The following is a 16,986-nucleotide window of genomic DNA, read 5'->3' as shown; positions in this document are numbered from 1 at the left end:
AGTAGCAGGCCACTGCCTCAAAATATTGATTTTTATGTCTTTTATTATTAGATTTAACATAATCTTTATTATGCGCACCTGTATTGTAGGGGCTCAATAGTAATGTCCGCCTGTGGCTCAATTCAGATGTCCGCGTTATGGTAAGCTTCACTGGTCCGTTTAAACTACCGGGAGGCATATCATGAGCGCAGAAAGCTCAGGAGTGTTTACTTTGAAAGAGATCAACCGGGTTAAGATTATACAGGACGTCATCGAACGCCGCATCACAACGCGTCGTGCGGCCGAGCACCTTGGTATCAGCGACAGACAATGCCGCCGTCTTCTTGCTCGTTACCGTGAAGGCGGTCCGCTTGGTATGGCCAGCAGACGATGTGGCATGCGTGGTAACCGTCAGTTGCCTCCCGGGCTCGCAGACGAGGCTCTGGAACTGATCAAGACGCGTTATGCTGATTTCGGTCCAACTCTCGCGCGTGAAAAGCTCGAAGAGCTCCACGGACTGTTTCTTGGCAAAGAAACAGTCCGGCGCATCATGGTCCGGGCTGGTTTATGGATCCCCCGTAAACAACGCGCCGCAAGGATCCCTCAACCACGGTACCGGCGTCCTTGCACTGGTGAACTGATACAGATTGACGGCTGTGATCATGACTGGTTTGAAGGCCGTGGCCCGGCCTGCACAGCGCTGGTCTACGTTGATGATGCAACCAGCAAACTGATGGAACTGTTGTTTGTTAAATCGGAGTCCACGTTTTCTTACTTTGAAGCCACGCGGCGCTATATTGATAAGCATGGTAAACCGCTGGCACTGTACAGCGATAAAGCTGGTGTTTTTCGTGTTAACAATAAACACGCCACAGGCGGAGACGGACATACTCAGTTTGGGCGAGCCATGCATGAACTGAACATCCAGACTATCTGTGCAGAAACCAGCCCCGCCAAAGGGCGTGTAGAACGTGCTCACCTGACTTTACAGGATCGTCTGGTAAAAGAACTGCGGTTACAGGGCATTTGCTCAATGGAGGCTGCAAATGACTTCGCTGAGGCCTATATGGCTGACTATAACCGCCGTTTTGGCAAAGTACCGCGACATGATTTTGACGTACACCGTGCTGTAGAACATGATGAAGACTTGGAGCTTATTTTCACTGTTCGTGAAAAACGTAAAGTCTCAAAATCGTTGACGATACAATATGATAAAATGTTGTACCTGATTGAAGACAGCGAGCTGAGTCGCCGTGCAATAGGTAAATATATCGATGTGTATCACTATCCTGATGGCAGAAAAGAGCTGCGCCTGAACGGTACGTTACTTCCCTACTCTACTTACGACCGACTGTCAGAAATCGACCAGGGCGCGATTGTCGATAACAAGCGTCTTGGCCGAACCCTGGAGTTTATCAGTCTGGTGCAGAGCAAGCGGGATAACACGCGCTCTCAGTCAATTCCCGCTGGTGATGGCCCTTCCCGACGACGGCCAAAGCAGGAAGGGAAGAAATCCCAGCGCTCACTGGATAATGATGACATGCTCGAAGCACTCAAACAGCTTCAGTCACGTTCAGAGGATATTTTTGGTAAAAGAGCCCGCTGATGGTACTCACTGACCGGACGGTTGTTGCTCACCAGTTGATATTGTCCGGCCAGACCCATGATGTATTATTCATTTCGTTCAGCATCTTTATGTCCTGCTTTTCACGGGCATACTTACCCCATAATGAATCAAAAGAGCGAACAATACTGATTAACTGCTTTTTTCTTTGCTCCGGAGATAAGCTGATAAAATAGCAGCACCTGCTGTCAATATTATCCTCAATGAAATTAAAATCAGAGTCTGATGCATATTTTGCTGTTTGCATAATATCATTCGACGTTGTTCGGTCAGACTCTGTTAATGCTGATTCTATCAGGTATTCAAAGGCATACATGACAGACAGCTGGTTTTTGTCTGTCTGAATATAACCCATTGAGTTTCTGAGTATTGAGGACTGAACCAGGACCAGAGGCCATAAAATCTCAACACCATAAAGCTTATATGTATCATGTTGATCATACTGATGTTGCTCAACACGACGATTACCTTCCCGCGCTTTACGAATATCATAGGCAAGGGATAACATAAATCCGTCTTTAACTTTAATCAGTGGGCTTTCATCCACGATGTAATGAACGAGTTCGTGCAATTCATTCAGGGCTTCTGAATCTCCCCACAGTATAAAACCTGCATTGTTCGGCGTTAACTCGTATCGAAGCATGAGATCAATCATCCTGTTGTTTCAGTCGAAGGAAAGTCTATCAGCAAAGAGAATCTGAGATCAAAGTGGACATTTTAATTGAGCCGGATAAAGGACATTTCAATTGAGCTTTGACATGTATTGTCAGCACAAAGCGTTATTGTCGTCTCAGCACAATTCACACGCGTCGTGTACGCTAAGCCTTCATTTTGCTCAGCACAGGACCGCGATCTTATGTTGGTGACTATGACAGACAAAGAACTTTACCGGCTTGGCATCATTCAGCGAGTATTTGACCGGGCTTTGCTTCAGCGCGACGCTGCAGATATTCTTGAACTCAGTGTTCGTCAGGTGCAGCGTCTTGTGCGCCTGTACCGGACAGATGGCGCAACCGCGTTTGCATCTTCCCGCCGTGGACGTCCTGCAAACAACCGGATCGATGAAGAAACACGCTGTAAAGCCCTGGATTTGATCCGGTGCCACTATTCAGATTTTGGCCCAACGCTCGCAACCGAAAAACTGGCTGAACGCCATCATATTCATCTCTCTGTTGAAACCGTCCGTAACTGGATGACAGCCGACGGTCTCTGGCGTCCTCATTCCCGCCGGCGAACCCGGGTTTACCAGCCACGCTATCGTCGCGACTGTCTCGGCGAACTGGTTCAGATCGATGGCTCTCACCATGACTGGTTCGAAGGCAGAGCCCCAAAATGCTGTCTTCTGGTCTTCATGGATGATGCCACCGGTCGCCTGATGCACCTGCGATTCTGTGATTCAGAAAACGCGTTTGACTACATGATGGCTACCCGGCAATACATTGATAAACATGGTAAACCTGTCGCATTTTACAGCGACAAGCATGCGGTGTTCAGGGTCAGCGGACCGGAAAGCCGACGTACCGGCACAACCCAGTTCGGACGGGCTCTCCGGGAACTGGCGATCGAATTGATTTGTGCCAACAGCAGCCAGGCAAAAGGTCGCGAGGAACGGGTAAATAAAACGCTCCAGGATCGCCTGATTAAAGAGATGCGCCTGCAGAACATCAGCTCGGTTGCTGAAGCCAATCAGTGGATTGAACATTTCATGTCCGATTTTAACCGTCGTTTCTCCCGGCCGGCAAAATACCCTAAAGATCTGCACCGTCCGGTCACACAGAGTCCACTGGAGCTGAATGATATCTTCGCCTGGCAGGAGCTGCGGACCTTATCGAAATCACTGACTTTTCAGTATGATAAAGTGATGTATATCATTGAACCCACTGAACAAAATTCGCGCATAGCAGGTGAAAAAATTACCGTTTATGATTACCCTGACGGAAGCATTGCTTTCCGGCATCTGCACCGGCCACTGGGCTATAAGATTTTCGATAAACTCGCCTGCGTTGATCAGGGTGCGGTTGTTGACAACAAACGACTGGGTGCCGTTTTGAAACTGGCGCAGCAGAAACAGGACGAGCTGGAGGCTGAAGGAAAGCGAATGCGCAGCAAAAAAATGCCCCGCAGGCGTGCCCAGGAGCGCGTACTGGAAGAGCTAAGGGCGATCAATCCGGTGCTGGCCAGCCCGCAGGATTTTGTCCCCAGCCTGAAGCGATGAGCCCTTCCCTCACCTGCAGATCTGACACGGCTGAATGATGAGAGAAAAATGGACGACAAAAAACCAGTGCTTCTGACATTACATGAAGCGTTGCGCCTGGATTTGATTGAGGCCTATGTGGCGCGGGAAATTACGCTGGCAGAAGTGGCGGAATCCATGGAGCTCACCCGTCGTCAGTGCTCCCGCCTGATTAAACGCTATCGTGAGCTGGGGCCAGCTGGTCTGGTCAGCCGGCGCCGTGATTACGAATAACCATGAGACAGCTGAGAACTTACGTCCGAACAACCCTATCCCTTCAAGTATTGTGCTGCGCCGAAAATACATTACCCCGCAGGATGCTTGCATCAACCGCAGCAACATTGGTCTTGCCGCAAAATGCCATCGATAAATCGAATTCATTACGAATAATATTAAGCGCCATCGTTACACCCTCTTCCCCAAGCGCCCCTAATCCATACAGCATGCTGCGCCCGATATAAGTCCCTTTCGCTCCCAGCGCAATTGCCTTCAGCACGTCCTGCCCGGAACGAATACCGCCATCAAAATGCACTTCAATCCGATCGCCTACTGCCGAGACTATCTCCGGTAACAGAGTAATCGATGACGACACGCCATCCAGTTGACGCCCGCCGTGATTGGAGACAATCAAGGCATCTGCCCCCGCCGCTACCGCCAGTCGCGCATCTTCTACATCCATAATACCTTTAACGATCAGCTTGCCGCCCCATCGCTGTTTAATCCACTCAATATCCTGCCAGGAAAGACGCGGGTCGAACTGCTGGGCTGTCCACTCAACCATCGCATCGATATTATCAACGCCGCTTGCGTGGCCGATGATATTGCCAAAGTTACGGTTACGCGTGGCGAGCATATTACGACACCAGCGCGGTTTGACAGCGATGTCCAAAAGGTTGCGCAGCGTCATTTTAGGTGGCGTAGACAGGCCATTTTTGATGTCTTTATGGCGCTGGCCAAACACCTGCAAGTCCATAGTGACAACCAGCGCTCCGCAGTTCACGGCTTTTGCACGATCGATAAGATTCTCGACAAAGTGGCGATCACGCATGACATAAAGCTGGAACCAAAATGGATGATAATCCGTTGCCTGCGCCACCGTTTCCATCGAGCAAATACTCATGGTTGATAGTGTAAAGGGAATGCCAAACCGTTTCGCCGCACGCGCAGCAAGGATCTCGCCGTCGGGATGAATCATGCCGGTTAAACCGGTGGGCGCAATTGCCATTGGCATCGTCACGGCCTGCCCGAGCATCACTGTGGCGGTGCTGCGCCCGGCGATATCGACTGCCACGCGCTGGCGAAACTCCAGGCGGCGCAAATCCGCTTCGTTGGCACGATAGCTGTATTCAGTCCAGGAGCCTGCATCCACATAATCGTAAAACATTTTCGGCACGCGCTTACGCGCAAGTTGCCGTAACTCTTCAATACAGGTAATAGTCACACCGGTTATCCAGTAAAAGTGGCTAAATACTATCATCTTAGCCACTGGTATAATGAAACGAGCCGCTGGGGAAATTACGATTTAACGTAGTCGGTATAAGCGTTCTGCAATGCGATGTGGTCGGCAATATATTTAGCGTCATGCCATACGCCATATATAAATGATGACGCACGGTTTACCAGATTCGGCAGGCCGAGGAAATAAATGCCGCGTTCAGCAGAAATACCGCGTTTATGAAACGGCAGGCCTTTTTCATCGAATGCATCAACCTGTAACCAACTGAAATCAAATTTAAAGCCCGTCGCCCAAATAATCGAGGTAATGCCCGCTTCGGCAATATCTAATTGCGTCAGCGGATGGAGCAGACATTCCGGATCCGGCAGTAGCTCCCACGCCTGCGGCTCCGGTGGCAGATCCAGCCCGTTGCGTTCAATGTAAGCATCGGCGTCGCGCAGCACGTCAAAGTAGGCTTTATCGCCTTCAGCGATATTCTCCGCGAGCCCCTCGGCAAAACTCAGCACGCCGTTATCCCAGCTTTTCGTAATGCCCACCAGCGTAATGCCCATATGCGCCAGACGCCGGAAATCCACGGTTTTGCCACCTTCATAGCCGCTTACCGCAAATGCCACATGCTCTTTCTTCGGCTTGATTTTGACTTCATCCCACAGACCAAGCGCGCCGAGCCACCAGCAATAATCTCTGTTGCGGTAAGCGCGTGGCGGACGGTAATGTTCGCCGACCGACAGATAAACCTCACGGCCCGACTTACGTAGCTCTTCCGCAATTTGCGTGCCTGAAGCTCCTGCTCCTACCACCAATACGCCGCCCGCAGGCAGCTGCTGCGGATTTTTATAGGCTGAGGAGTGAATTTGCTGCAATCCTGTGGTTTCCGGCACGATTTGCGGAAAGGAGGGCTTCTGGAACGGGCCGGTAGCGGCCACTACATTGTCGGCCTCAAATTCGCCGGCTGAGGTCACTACTTTGAATCCGCTACGTCCGAGCAACCGCACAACTTGATGCACTTCGACCCCGGTGCGCACTGGCGCATCAAGCATCTTCGCATAGTCTTCAAAATACTGTGCCATGCGCTCTTTCGGCGGGAAGGCTTCCTGAGAGATATTATCGAATTTTAGCGACGGGAAGCGATCATGCCAGGCTGGCCCGTTCGCCACAAGCGAATCCCAGCGCTCGGAGCGCCAGCGCTCAGCGATGCGGCTGCGTTCCAGGACGACGTGAGGCACGCCCATCTGCGCCAGATGTTCACTCATAGCAATACCGGCCTGACCCGCGCCGACAATCACAGTATTAATCTTTTCGACTGACATATTGAACCCCTGGATATAAGCGACCCTCGATATTTTCATCGCTAAGCGTAATCGGGTGTCGTATTAATGATAATCAGGCTGTTAAAATGCAGCGCTTCGGAAAATCCAAAGCGCATTGCATCACTATTTATTAATGTCTGGCTTCGACGTTTAAAACTTTCCCGAGGCCTAAAAACTTATTGGCGATAATTAACATCGTTGCTGTCACGACAATATATATAACCGACAGGGCCGCGAGTGTCGGGTCTGCAAATTCACGTACATAGTTATACATTGCCACTGGTAACGTCTGTGTTGCCTGTGTGGTAATAAACAGCGAGGCAGTAAATTCGTTAAAAGAGAGGATCGCGGCAAAAAGCCATCCGCCAAACAGGCCTGGTAAAATCAGCGGCACGGTGATTGTCCACACTACCCGCAGCGGCGAGGCACCGAGACTAGCCGCCGCCAGCTCAATGCGCTGCTCGAGATTTTTCAGCGACACATAGACGCTGCGCAACACAAACGGCAGCACCAGTACGATATGGCAGAAAATTACCAGCGGGTAACCGCGCCCGAGGTTGAGCTGTGATACCAGCATCAGCATACCCAACCCAATGGTGAAGTGCGGAATGAACAGCGGTGAAAGCAGGATCCCTTCCAGAATCTGCTTACACGGAAACGAATAGCGCTCAATGGCAATTGCCAGTGTGGCGCCGATGATAACTGCCAGCGATGACGCCCATGCGGTGACAATCAGCCCTGACGAGAAACCGTGACGGAAATCATCGTAGCTCACCGCGCGTTCAAACCAGCGCAGCGACCAGCCTTTCGGAGGAAAGAACAGCACTGATGTGCTGCTGAACGAGGAGATAAACACCACGATGGTCGGTAGCATTACAAAAATCAGTATAGCAGCGACCAGCAGGCGGCCCGCCAGCGTCACCAGTTTATCGTTCATCGAACGGGTCATCTTAATGCCCTCCCATCGCGTGCAGGAATCGGGTCATGCGTTTCAGCGCCATCAACAACAGAATGGTCAGGATCAAACCGGCAATACTCAGCGCAGCGGCAAACGGGAAGTTCATCGACGAAAAACCAAGCTGATAGACCATTGTCGCCACGGTGCTCACGCGTCCACCGCCAATCAGTTGCGGCGTGGCGAAGGCGCTGAAGGTCCAGGCGAACGCGGTGGTCAGACTGGAGACGATACCGGGGATGGAGAGTGGTATTGTCACTGTCAGCAGGGCGCGGATCGGGCCTGCGCCAAGGCTGGTGGCAGCTTTTTCATAATCAGGACTGATATGTGACAGCGCGGTCGCCAGCATCAGAACCATGATCGGCATAGTGACGTGCACCAGTGCCACAACCACGCCAGTTTGCGTAAACATAAACTGAATGGGTTTTGATATGACTCCCAGCGCCAGCAGCAGGCTGTTCAGAAAGCCACTGTTGCCCAGTACGATAATCCATGAGTAGGTACGCACTACTTCGCCGAGAAACAGCGGCGTAATCGCGATTATCAGAATCGCGGATTTGATCCACACGGTGCGGGTTCGCACCAGCGCATAAGCCAGCGGATAACTCATCAGCAGGCCAAAGACAGCAGTTTTGGCGCTCAGCCAGACGGTGTTGATAAAGGCATCGGCATAGATGGATTTAAACAGGCCGTTGAAGTTCGCCAGGGTGAATCCGCCCACGTCGAGCGAACCGGGAATATAGGCGCGTACGCTGAACTGCATTACCGCGCACATGGCGACAACCAGTCCGAACGCGGTCAGCGTGGCGGGAATAATAAACCAGGGTAAAAATGTCGGTTTTCTCGTCATAGACGTTGCTGCCTGAATAATGTGTTGCCAGTAGTAACGGAGCGGCCCGAGAGTCGCCCGATAAATCAATGAGACATGATGTTTTCAGAGAACCACTGACGCCACTCGGCGGTTTTCTCGGCGCGTAGTTTCGGATCAGTATTGATGGTGGCGTTCCACTGCTCAGGCGTAGTCAGCATACCCGGCAGTTTCGCCAGTTCTGGATCGATATGCGCGTTGGTCACAGTCGGGCTGCCTCGATAGATCTTCGCCACCTGCTCCTGAATTTCAGGTTTCAGGGCAATATTCATAAACTTGTAAGCGAGCTCGCTATGTTTGGTGCCTTTGTTGATGCCGATTGTATCGACGCCCAAAATCGCGCCCTCTTTCGGCATCGCCAGTTTGATGTTCACCCCTTCGGAAATCATGTTATAGGCGTTCATCGACAGCATGACCTGCACGGGCGTTTCGCCAGTGGAGATCAGCTGCTGGCTGTTAGCGTCATCGGTATAGAAAGATTTGATGTTGGGGATAAGCGCTTTCAGCTTCGCCTGACCCTGCTCCCAGTGCGCCGCATCGGTGCCGGAGAGCTTGGCGGAAACTGCGATAATATGGCTCGGATCCCAGTCTGGCAGCGCCAGCGTGCCTTTTAGCTCTGGTTTCCACAGATCATTCCAGCTCTCAAACGTTTCGCCCTTCGGCACCATGTCAGGACGGTAGCCGATGGTGTAAACATAGCCCCACACGCCGAGGTGAAAAGGGCTGACTTTCGCCTGCTGCACCAGATTCGTCGCGTTCGGGATTTTGCTCATATCGAGTTTTTCAAACAGGCCGCTATTGGCATACAGATAGCCCACATGCGCCGTGGTAAAGGTCACGTCCGTCTCCGGCGAGCCGCCCGCCAGTTTGGCTTTGTTCAGACGGTCGATGGTGCCGCCCGTAACAAACTGCACTTCCACGCCGGTTTCTTTGGTGAACTCTTTGGCGATAGTTTCGTCAATCAAATCCCTGAAGCTGCCGCCCCAGGTGCTGACAATCAGCTTGTCAGCGGCCATTGCATTACCTGCGCACAGCACGCTCGTGGTCAACAACGTTAAGGCACAAATCTTACGCAACATATTCTCGTCCCCAATGCATGAAATGGCTGTTGTAGCAATCTGAAATCCGGCGCGCCAAAAACGGTGCAAACGGTATTCCCTGGTGTGAAATCGATAATGCCGCTGCGAGCAGATTCGGTAAAACAGCCTTTTCCTCGCCGTTGCATCAGGATTTCTGACGCTAAAAAAGCGCGGCGTTGCGACGGATTTTCTTAACCAATGGTAAGGACAATAAAAGCTGCGGCTCAGGCAGGTGAATATGCTGTGATTTGGCTTTTGGCATGATAAATGCAGGATAACTGCCACTATTAGAATGACTGGCGCGACACGATCGCGCCAGCACTCCCAGGAGAACCTGCATGCTCAGTCGCATCACCCAGCGTCAGCTGGAATATTTTGTCGCATCCGGTGAAGCTGGCAGCATTATTGGCGCGTCGGAACGTATTCATGTTTCATCGCCGTCAATCTCTGCCGCCATCACCCACATCGAATCTGAACTGGGCGTACAGCTATTTGTGCGCCACCATGCTCAGGGCGTGTCGCTGACCTCTATCGGTCATCAAGTGTTAAAAGAGGCGAAGCTGATTCTGGAACAGATGTCGAATCTCTATACCATTGCATCGGAATCGCTGAACAATGTGCGTGGCCCGTTGCGTGTGGGCTGTCTGGATACCCTGGCACCCATGTTGACGCCAGAACTTGTTTTTGGTTTTGGCCGTGCTTTTCCGGGCGTGCGGATCACGCTGGTGGAGGGCAACCATGAACAGTTGCTGAAACAGCTGCGGTCCGCTGATATCGATATCGCCCTGACCTACGATCTAGTGCCAGCCAATGATATCGCCTTCACATCGCTGGCGCAGTTGCCGCCGTATGTGATGGTGGGCGAACATCATCCGCTCGCGACACAATCGGCAGTGACGATTGAGGATCTGGTAGCGATGCCCATGGTTCTGCTGGATATGCCATGGAGCCGTGAATATTTCCTTGGCCTGTTTAGCGAGGCGGGCGTCGCGCCGAATGTTGTCATGCGCTCCAGCAATATGGAAGTGGTGCGTGCGATGGTGGCTAACGGCGTGGGATTTGGCATCGCCAACGTACGGCCGAAAGCGCATTTCTCCCAGGACGGAAAACGCCTGATTCGCGTGCGGCTGGCCGGGGTGAATAAGCCAATGCAACTCGGTTATGCCACCGTCGCCAACACACAGCACTCCATGGTGGTTAACGCCTTCGCCGAACGCTGCCGTATGTTTATCTCAGACCAGTATATTCCTGGCATGGCGGCGCCGAGCTATTTCGATCCGCAGGTGGTGCGGGTGGCGTGACGGCAGACAGTTTAATAGCCACGCTCCGGGAACACCTGATTAGTCACCGGTTCGCCGCGCGCGGCGCGCTGGATGTTTTCAGCGACCTGCCGCGCGGCGCTGGTGGGAATGGCGACCGAGGCCAGATGCGGCGTGATCAGCACATTGTCCATCTGCCACAGCGGGTCGTGCGGCGGCAGCGGTTCGCGATCGAATACATCCAGCGTGGCTTCAGCAATCTGCCCTGAACGCAGCGCGTCCGTCAGCGCCGCCTGATCGACAATCGCGCCGCGCGATACATTGATGAACGCCGCGCCCTGAGGCAGGCGCGCCAGCCGTTCCGCGCTGAGCAAGCTGGTCGTGTGCGGCGTCAGAGGCAGCATCACCACCAGAATGTCGCTCTGGCTGAGAAAATCATCCAGTGAGGCCAGCCCGCAGCTGCATCGAATACCTGCAATCTCTTTTTTCGAACGCGACCAGCCGCGCACATCGAAGCCCTGACGCGCCAGTTCACGCGCCGCATACGCGCCTAACTCCCCTAACCCCAGCACGCCGACGCGGATGCCGGCAGGTGCGCGCGGATGCAGATAGCGCCAGCGTCGTTCACGCTGCGCGCGCTCAAAAGCCGGGATGTCGCGTGCGTAACGCAGCACAGCAAAAAGCACATAGCTGGCCATCATGCGCGCCATATCCGGATCGGACAGACGAATAATGGGAATATCCGGCAGGTCGTCGCGCCCGACCAGCGAATCGACGCCCGCGCCAAGATTGACCAACAGCCTGAGATTGCGGTACGGCGCAAAGAAGCCGCGCGGCGGTTTCCATGCCAGTGCATAGTGCACCTCATCAGGTTTTTGCACCGTTTCGGCGCGGCAAATCGTCACGCCGGGCAAGTAAGGTGCAAGCAAGGCAGACCACTCTTCGAAACTGTCGAATTCGCTGTAAAACACTAACGTGCTCATGCGGCAGGTGTCTCCATCAGGTTGACCACCGCGTCAATCGCCAGTTCGTAACCCAGCGCGCCCAGTCCGGCGATCACACCGGTCGCCGCTTTCGACACCATAGAGTGATGACGGAACGGCTCGCGCTTCCAGATGTTGCTCATATGCGCTTCGATGATCGGGCCGTCAAACATCAGCAGCGCATCCAGAATCGGCACTGAACGGTAGGTCAGTCCCGCAGCGTTGATTATCAATCCGGCCGCGTTCTGGCGCGCTTCCTGAATCCAGTCGACCAGCACCCCTTCGTGGTTGCTCTGGCGAAAGTGCAGCACTACGCCATGCGATTCGGCGCGACGTTGACAGCGCTCGCCGATGCTGACAAAACTTTCGCTGCCGTAAGCGCCGTTTTTATCCAGTCCGTACAGGTTGGCGTTAGGACCGTTGAGAAAATAGATTTGCTGCGACATGCAAGCTCCTGATTAAACGTGCGGACGCGTGGCGACCATGGCCGGGTGCGCATCAAAAGCGGCGAACCATGCGGCGGTCAGCGGATGGCTGGCGCGCCAGTTGAGTTCCGCAAAGCGGAAGTCGAGATAACCGAGCGCGCATCCGATGGCGATAAGCCCAATATCATTGGGGCGGTCGCTAAAATCACTGACCTGACGCTCAATCTCCAGCAGCGCGGCGGCAACCTTTTTCAGCTGCGCGTCCGCCCAGTTTTGCCACTGTTTCTCCGGCGGACGCGTGCTGAATTCGTAGCGCGCCAGCAATGCCGCATCGATTATCCCATCGCCCAGCGCCTGTCTTGCCAGGCTGCCCCAGCGCACGTCGCCGCCTTCCGGGAAGAGCCCGCCGCGGGCACGCGCGTTGAGGTATTCGCAAATGACCCGACTGTCGTAAAGGCATAGCCCGCTTTCGGTGCGCAGTGCCGGGACTTTGGCCAGCGGGTTAAACGTGGCGATGCGTTCGTCGCGCTCGATCGGATGCGCGGCGGAATCCAGCGGTTCAATCTCATCAGCAAGGCCAAGCACCGTCGCGCATACCATCACTTTTCGTACATAGGCAGAGGTGGCGGCAAAATAAAGTTGCATCATGGCGCCACCTGCAGCAGCACTTTGCCGATGTTGGTATTGGCTTCAAGAATGCGATGCGCGTCCGCAGCTTGTGCTAACGGTAAGGTTTGATGAAGGATCGGCGTGATTTTACCCGCGGCGATCAGCGGCAGCAGATGGCGGCTGATGCGCTGCGCCAGTCGCATTTTCTCGACGGGGCTCTTTGGCCGCAGCGTTGAAGAGGTCAGGCTCAGCCCTTTGCGCATCACCAGCTGCAAATCGAGTTCAATTTTTGCGCCCTGCATAAATGACAGGCTGACATGACGTCCACCAGGCGCCAGTATGCTCAGGTTGCTCGCCACATAATCGCCGCCGACATTATCCAGTACTATATCCACGCCGCGTCCCTGGGTTTCTTCAAGGATAACCGCGACGAAATCTTCGCTGTGACGATCAATGGCGCGCCCTACGCCAAGCTGTCGCAGCGCCCTGATCTTATCTGTGCCGCCCGCCGTGGCTATCACTCGCGCCCCGCATGCCTGCGCGCACTGAATGGCGAACGTACCCACACCACTGGCCGCGCCGTGAATCAGCACGCTTTCACCCGGTTGCATACGCCCCAGCTCGAACAGGTTATGCCACACGGTAAACGCCGCTTCCGGCACGCCCGCCGCCTGCGCGAGCGGCAGGTTTTTCGGCACGGATAAACAGAGCTCGGCGCGCGCCACGCAATAGTCGGCGTAACCGCCGCCGTTGAGCAGCGCCATCACCGGCGCGCCGATAGCGGGAGATTCAACGCCCGCACCCTGCGCCACAACGGTGCCGGAGACCTCCAGCCCCAGCACATCGGTGATGCCTGGCGGCAGCGGCATGCCGTTGCGTTGCATGATATCGGGACGATTCACCCCCGCGTTGGCGACGCGAATCAGCACTTCGCCCGCCGAAGGCTGCGGCACCGCGCGCTGTACTTGTTCTAACACCTCAGGGCCGCCCGGCTGGCGCGCAATGACCGCATTCATCATCTCAGGTATCATCGGTCTTTATCCCTGCTTCGCCGCGCTGAACGCGCAAACGCCTTCATCATCCACGCTTACCCCGACAAGGCTGCCCACCGGCCAGCGCGACAGCGAATCGAGTCCCGACTGGCGCGCAAACAGCGAGGCGTTGCCGAGCGCGGGTACATCAAGATGCACATCCACATGATCGCCCTGGAAGACATGGGTGATTACCGTAGCGCTGAACAGCGAACGCGGGCCAAGCGGCGCCAGTTGGATGTTTTCCGGGCGCATGTAAACGTCAAGGCGTTCGCCAATGTCGGCATGCACGCGGTCCGCCGGCAGACGCAACTCATTGCCACCCAGCTCCAGCACCGCCGCGCCGTCGCGACCGGCGTAGCGCCCCGGCACGATGTTCACATCGCCGACAAAGCTCGCGACAAACGCATCCTGCGGACGACGATAGATTTCATCCGGCGTGTCTATCTGGCGCACATGTCCCGCCGACATCACCACCACGCGATCGCTCATGCTCAGCGCTTCGCCCTGATCGTGGGTCACAAACACAGTGGTGACGCCCAGCTTGCGCTGAATCGCTTTCAGCTCAACCTGCATCGACAGGCGCAGATTTTTATCCAGTGCCGAGAAAGGTTCATCCAGCAGCAGCACTTTGGGGCGGATCACCAGCGCGCGCGCCAGCGCCACGCGCTGCTGCTGCCCCCCCGAGAGTTCACGCGGCTTGCGATGACCGTAACCAGCCAGTTTCACCAGCGCCAGCGCCTGTTCGACGCGCTCGACGATTTCAGCTTTTGGCACGCCGCGCATACGCAGGCCGTAGCCCACGTTCTTCTCGACCGTCATATGCGGAAACAGCGCGTAGTTCTGGAACACAATACCGATTTCACGCTGGTATGGCGGGATCTCAGTGACCAGTTCGCCATCAATAAAGATTTCGCCGCCATCCGCTTCGGCGAAACCCGCCATCAGATTCAGCAGCGTCGTCTTGCCGCAGCCGGACGGGCCGAGCAGCGTAATAAACTCTCCTTCCTCAATGGTAAGGGAAATTTTATGTAACGCGATGGCGTCGCCAAAGCGTTTCAGTACGCCATCAAGCCGCACGGCAACATTGGCTTTGTTCTCGGCGGGATGCAGCCTTGCGGGCTGCGGAAATGTGGTGACTTCTGCACTTACCATGGAATCTCCAGAAACGAGCTGTCAAATGCTTGCCACCAGCATACGGCTTAAACGCGCGTTACGCGGTTAGTGCTTCCTGAAGCTGGCGTTTGGAAAAGTTAAAGCAGAGAAAGAGACGACGCGGCGTACGGACGGTCCGGGACCGCCCGCGACGTTGGCAGAATGGGGTTTTACGCCTTCAGACTCATCCATCCGGCAAGGCGGCGCAGCATGGCGTCGCATGCATCCAGTTGTTCGATTGTGATGAACTCATCCGGTTTGTGGCCCTGCGCCATACTGCCCGGCCCGCATATCACGCTGGGGATGCCGGCCTGATGAAACAAGCCGCCTTCGGTGCCGAAGGCCACGGTGCTGAACGCCTCAGAGCCGGTGAGATGGGCGAGCAGCTGCGCGGCGGCGCTTTGCGCGGCGGTGTACAAACCGGGATAGCTGCTGAGGGGATAAAAGCGGATCTCGGTGTCGCTGTTCACGGCGCGCATTTGCGGCAGGAGTTCGCGCTGCGCGTAGCGTTCCAGCTCCTCCGCCACCTGCTGCGCATCATCCTGCGGCAGCGTGCGAACTTCAAAGTCAAATGTGCATTCGGCAGGCACAATATTCAGCGCCCGCCCGCCCTGAATCAGGCCGGTTTGCACTGTGGTGAACGGCGGATCAAAACGCGTATCCTGGCGTTCCGGCGCGGCGAACACCTCGCCGATAGCCGTCAGGCGGTGGATCAGCTTCGCGGCATATTGGATGGCGTTAACGCCCTGCGGCGCGTAGGCGGAATGGCAGGCCGCGCCCTGCACTTCGCAGCGCACGGCAAGCTTGCCTTTGTGACCGAGCACCGGCTGCAGTTCGGTAGGCTCGCCTATCAGGCAGAGATCGGGCTTTTCCGGGCGACTGGCCAGCACATCCAGCAAAGTACGCACGCCAAGACAGCCTACCTCTTCGTCATAAGAAATCGCCAGATGCAGCGGCTGTGCGAGCGGCTGCGCAAGAAAATGCGGCACTGCCGCCAGCATGCAGGCGATAAAGCCTTTCATGTCCGCTGTGCCGCGGCCGTACAGCTTGCCGTCTCGCTCTGACAAGGCAAAAGGCGGTACGCTCCAGTTCTGCCCGTCCACCGGCACCACATCGCTGTGGCCTGAGAGCAGTATGCCGCCGCTTCCGGCCGGGCCAAGCCGCGCATAAAGATTGGCTTTGCTGCGCCCGGCGTTGTGGATCAGCTCGCAGTTGACACCCAGGTCGGTCAGGTAGTGCCAGACAAAATCGATCAGCGCCAGGTTGGATTCGCGACTGGTGGTGTCAAACGCCACTAGGCGCTCAAGCAGTGTGCGACTGGTAATCATCATCTCTCCTTGCGGTTACTCGTCGCCCGGCACGCCGTAGCTCGGCGCCTGAGTGGGGTCGAGCGCGCGCGTGATATAGTCCTGCATCTGCGGCTGATAGGCTTGCCAGAGTTTGTTGAGTTCATCGATGGGGTCGGCGTCGGTCCAGTCGACGCGTAAATCAACAATCGGCCAGACGGGAGAATCCACAATCGACAGCGCCGCCGAATGCACCGGGCCCGCTTCTCCCCCTGCGCTCATGCCTGCCTGCATCGCGGCAATGAGCCTGTCGGCAAGGTGTCCCGACCGTTGTTCGAAGGCCTGCACCATCGCGGCAATCACATCGGGATTCGCCAGCAGATTGCCCGCGGCCACGCAGTTCTCTCCGCTCAGCGCGTTGTTGACGCCCAGCGTCTTCTCGCCGCTATAGAACGCGCTTTGTCCATCCGTTGTCATCACGGTGACCTGGCGCCAGGCGGCATAATCATCGGTGTCCAGCCCGGCTTTAAGCGCGGTTTCGGCGGTAGCGCCCTGCTGCAGCCTGTCAAGAATGCGCGGCCCCAGCGCCGGTAAGGTGATGTTTTGGGTCGATACCGCGCCGACTTTGCTGCGCAGCCAGGGGCAGCGCGCGCCCACAGCGATGCTGGAGGAACTGATGGCGATGCCCATCTGGCCGGTTTTCGAGCAACGTCCAATAATGGATAACGTCATGA

Annotated in this window: 17 protein-coding genes; 4 read left to right on the top strand and 13 right to left on the bottom strand. The window is 55.3% G+C overall.

Going from position 1 to position 16,986, the window contains the following annotated elements:
* Positions 1-181: 181 nt before the first annotated feature.
* On the top strand, positions 182-1,585 hold the full coding sequence (locus IB144_RS26660; RefSeq protein WP_004883460.1) for an ISNCY-like element ISKpn21 family transposase: 1,404 nt from the start codon (positions 182-184) through the stop codon (positions 1,583-1,585).
* 28 nt (positions 1,586-1,613) lie between these two features.
* Here the strand turns inward: IB144_RS26660 and IB144_RS26655 are convergent, their stop codons facing one another.
* The gene (locus IB144_RS26655) at positions 1,614-2,246 is read right to left on the bottom strand and encodes a hypothetical protein (RefSeq protein WP_004883463.1); all 633 of its coding nucleotides are present in this window, start codon (positions 2,244-2,246) and stop codon (positions 1,614-1,616) included.
* A 225-nt stretch (positions 2,247-2,471) separates the two neighbouring features.
* On the opposite strand from IB144_RS26655, the gene IB144_RS26650 reads away from it, so the two are divergent.
* The gene (locus IB144_RS26650; RefSeq protein WP_149358965.1) at positions 2,472-3,818 is read left to right on the top strand and encodes an ISNCY family transposase; all 1,347 of its coding nucleotides are present in this window, start codon (positions 2,472-2,474) and stop codon (positions 3,816-3,818) included.
* A gap of 48 nt (positions 3,819-3,866) precedes the next feature.
* Entirely contained in the window at positions 3,867-4,070 is a 204-nt protein-coding gene (locus IB144_RS26645; RefSeq protein ID WP_149358964.1) for a helix-turn-helix domain-containing protein, read from the top strand.
* A 43-nt stretch (positions 4,071-4,113) separates the two neighbouring features.
* On the opposite strand, the gene IB144_RS26640 is transcribed toward IB144_RS26645, so the two are convergent.
* The 5 genes from IB144_RS26640 to IB144_RS26620 all read right to left on the bottom strand — a co-directional run bounded on the left by IB144_RS26640 (position 4,114) and on the right by IB144_RS26620 (position 9,504).
* Complete coding sequence (locus IB144_RS26640) at positions 4,114-5,313, bottom strand: alpha-hydroxy acid oxidase (protein ID WP_165381873.1); 1,200 nt, start codon at positions 5,311-5,313, stop codon at positions 4,114-4,116.
* 38 nt (positions 5,314-5,351) lie between these two features.
* Complete coding sequence (locus IB144_RS26635) at positions 5,352-6,602, bottom strand: NAD(P)/FAD-dependent oxidoreductase (protein WP_149358963.1); 1,251 nt, start codon at positions 6,600-6,602, stop codon at positions 5,352-5,354.
* A gap of 130 nt (positions 6,603-6,732) precedes the next feature.
* A complete protein-coding gene (locus tag IB144_RS26630) occupies positions 6,733-7,551 on the bottom strand; it encodes an ABC transporter permease (RefSeq protein WP_014386171.1) in 819 nt (272 codons plus the stop codon).
* A 1-nt stretch (position 7,552) separates the two neighbouring features.
* Complete coding sequence (locus tag IB144_RS26625; protein WP_000197183.1) at positions 7,553-8,407, bottom strand: ABC transporter permease; 855 nt, start codon at positions 8,405-8,407, stop codon at positions 7,553-7,555.
* 65 nt (positions 8,408-8,472) lie between these two features.
* On the bottom strand, positions 8,473-9,504 hold the full coding sequence (locus IB144_RS26620; protein ID WP_001327073.1) for an ABC transporter substrate-binding protein: 1,032 nt from the start codon (positions 9,502-9,504) through the stop codon (positions 8,473-8,475).
* 338 nt (positions 9,505-9,842) lie between these two features.
* Here IB144_RS26620 and IB144_RS26615 point away from each other — a divergent pair, with 338 nt between their 5' ends.
* Positions 9,843-10,805, top strand: coding sequence for a LysR family transcriptional regulator (locus IB144_RS26615; RefSeq protein WP_000952529.1), 963 nt, complete (start codon positions 9,843-9,845; stop codon positions 10,803-10,805).
* 11 nt (positions 10,806-10,816) lie between these two features.
* Here the strand turns inward: IB144_RS26615 and IB144_RS26610 are convergent, their stop codons facing one another.
* The 7 genes from IB144_RS26610 to IB144_RS26580 form a co-directional block, all read right to left on the bottom strand.
* The gene (locus tag IB144_RS26610) at positions 10,817-11,746 is read right to left on the bottom strand and encodes a glyoxylate/hydroxypyruvate reductase A (RefSeq protein ID WP_075253167.1); all 930 of its coding nucleotides are present in this window, start codon (positions 11,744-11,746) and stop codon (positions 10,817-10,819) included.
* On the bottom strand, positions 11,743-12,192 hold the full coding sequence (locus tag IB144_RS26605) for a type II 3-dehydroquinate dehydratase (protein WP_000082700.1): 450 nt from the start codon (positions 12,190-12,192) through the stop codon (positions 11,743-11,745). The genes IB144_RS26610 and IB144_RS26605 overlap by 4 nt, the downstream gene beginning before the upstream one ends.
* 12 nt (positions 12,193-12,204) lie before the next feature.
* On the bottom strand, positions 12,205-12,819 hold the full coding sequence (locus IB144_RS26600) for a glutathione S-transferase N-terminal domain-containing protein (protein ID WP_000983413.1): 615 nt from the start codon (positions 12,817-12,819) through the stop codon (positions 12,205-12,207).
* Complete coding sequence (locus IB144_RS26595; protein WP_001471744.1) at positions 12,816-13,799, bottom strand: NAD(P)H-quinone oxidoreductase; 984 nt, start codon at positions 13,797-13,799, stop codon at positions 12,816-12,818. Before IB144_RS26595 ends, IB144_RS26600 begins: the two co-directional genes overlap by 4 nt.
* Before the next feature lie 18 nt (positions 13,800-13,817).
* Positions 13,818-14,966: an ABC transporter ATP-binding protein gene (locus IB144_RS26590; protein ID WP_075253165.1), complete on the bottom strand. Its 1,149-nt coding sequence runs from the start codon at positions 14,964-14,966 to the stop codon at positions 13,818-13,820.
* Positions 14,967-15,136: 170 nt separating this feature from the next.
* Positions 15,137-16,294, bottom strand: coding sequence for an acetylornithine deacetylase (gene argE, locus IB144_RS26585; RefSeq protein WP_038807146.1), 1,158 nt, complete (start codon positions 16,292-16,294; stop codon positions 15,137-15,139).
* 15 nt (positions 16,295-16,309) lie between these two features.
* Positions 16,310-16,984: a DUF1028 domain-containing protein gene (locus IB144_RS26580; protein ID WP_000175734.1), complete on the bottom strand. Its 675-nt coding sequence runs from the start codon at positions 16,982-16,984 to the stop codon at positions 16,310-16,312.
* Positions 16,985-16,986 lie beyond the last annotated feature (2 nt).

Source organism: Klebsiella sp. K4 (assembly GCF_014596785.2).
GTDB classification, from domain to species: domain Bacteria; phylum Pseudomonadota; class Gammaproteobacteria; order Enterobacterales; family Enterobacteriaceae; genus Klebsiella; species Klebsiella pneumoniae.
This window is presented reverse-complemented; position numbering and strand designations above follow the sequence as displayed.

Bases quoted from the DNA above. Each gene is read 5' to 3' on its own strand.
- IB144_RS26660 (WP_004883460.1), top strand. From the start codon at position 182: ATGAGCGCAGAAAGCTCAGGAGTGTTTACTTTGAAAGAGATCAACCGG.
- IB144_RS26655 (WP_004883463.1), bottom strand. From the start codon at position 2,246: ATGCTTCGATACGAGTTAACGCCGAACAATGCAGGTTTTATACTGTGG.
- IB144_RS26650 (WP_149358965.1), top strand. From the start codon at position 2,472: ATGACAGACAAAGAACTTTACCGGCTTGGCATCATTCAGCGAGTATTT.
- IB144_RS26645 (WP_149358964.1), top strand. From the start codon at position 3,867: ATGGACGACAAAAAACCAGTGCTTCTGACATTACATGAAGCGTTGCGC.
- IB144_RS26640 (WP_165381873.1), bottom strand. From the start codon at position 5,313: ATGATAGTATTTAGCCACTTTTACTGGATAACCGGTGTGACTATTACC.
- IB144_RS26635 (WP_149358963.1), bottom strand. From the start codon at position 6,602: ATGTCAGTCGAAAAGATTAATACTGTGATTGTCGGCGCGGGTCAGGCC.
- IB144_RS26630 (WP_014386171.1), bottom strand. From the start codon at position 7,551: ATGACCCGTTCGATGAACGATAAACTGGTGACGCTGGCGGGCCGCCTG.
- IB144_RS26625 (WP_000197183.1), bottom strand. From the start codon at position 8,407: ATGACGAGAAAACCGACATTTTTACCCTGGTTTATTATTCCCGCCACG.
- IB144_RS26620 (WP_001327073.1), bottom strand. From the start codon at position 9,504: ATGTTGCGTAAGATTTGTGCCTTAACGTTGTTGACCACGAGCGTGCTG.
- IB144_RS26615 (WP_000952529.1), top strand. From the start codon at position 9,843: ATGCTCAGTCGCATCACCCAGCGTCAGCTGGAATATTTTGTCGCATCC.
- IB144_RS26610 (WP_075253167.1), bottom strand. From the start codon at position 11,746: ATGAGCACGTTAGTGTTTTACAGCGAATTCGACAGTTTCGAAGAGTGG.
- IB144_RS26605 (WP_000082700.1), bottom strand. From the start codon at position 12,192: ATGTCGCAGCAAATCTATTTTCTCAACGGTCCTAACGCCAACCTGTAC.
- IB144_RS26600 (WP_000983413.1), bottom strand. From the start codon at position 12,819: ATGATGCAACTTTATTTTGCCGCCACCTCTGCCTATGTACGAAAAGTG.
- IB144_RS26595 (WP_001471744.1), bottom strand. From the start codon at position 13,799: ATGATGAATGCGGTCATTGCGCGCCAGCCGGGCGGCCCTGAGGTGTTA.
- IB144_RS26590 (WP_075253165.1), bottom strand. From the start codon at position 14,966: ATGGTAAGTGCAGAAGTCACCACATTTCCGCAGCCCGCAAGGCTGCAT.
- argE (WP_038807146.1), bottom strand. From the start codon at position 16,294: ATGATTACCAGTCGCACACTGCTTGAGCGCCTAGTGGCGTTTGACACC.
- IB144_RS26580 (WP_000175734.1), bottom strand. From the start codon at position 16,984: ATGACGTTATCCATTATTGGACGTTGCTCGAAAACCGGCCAGATGGGC.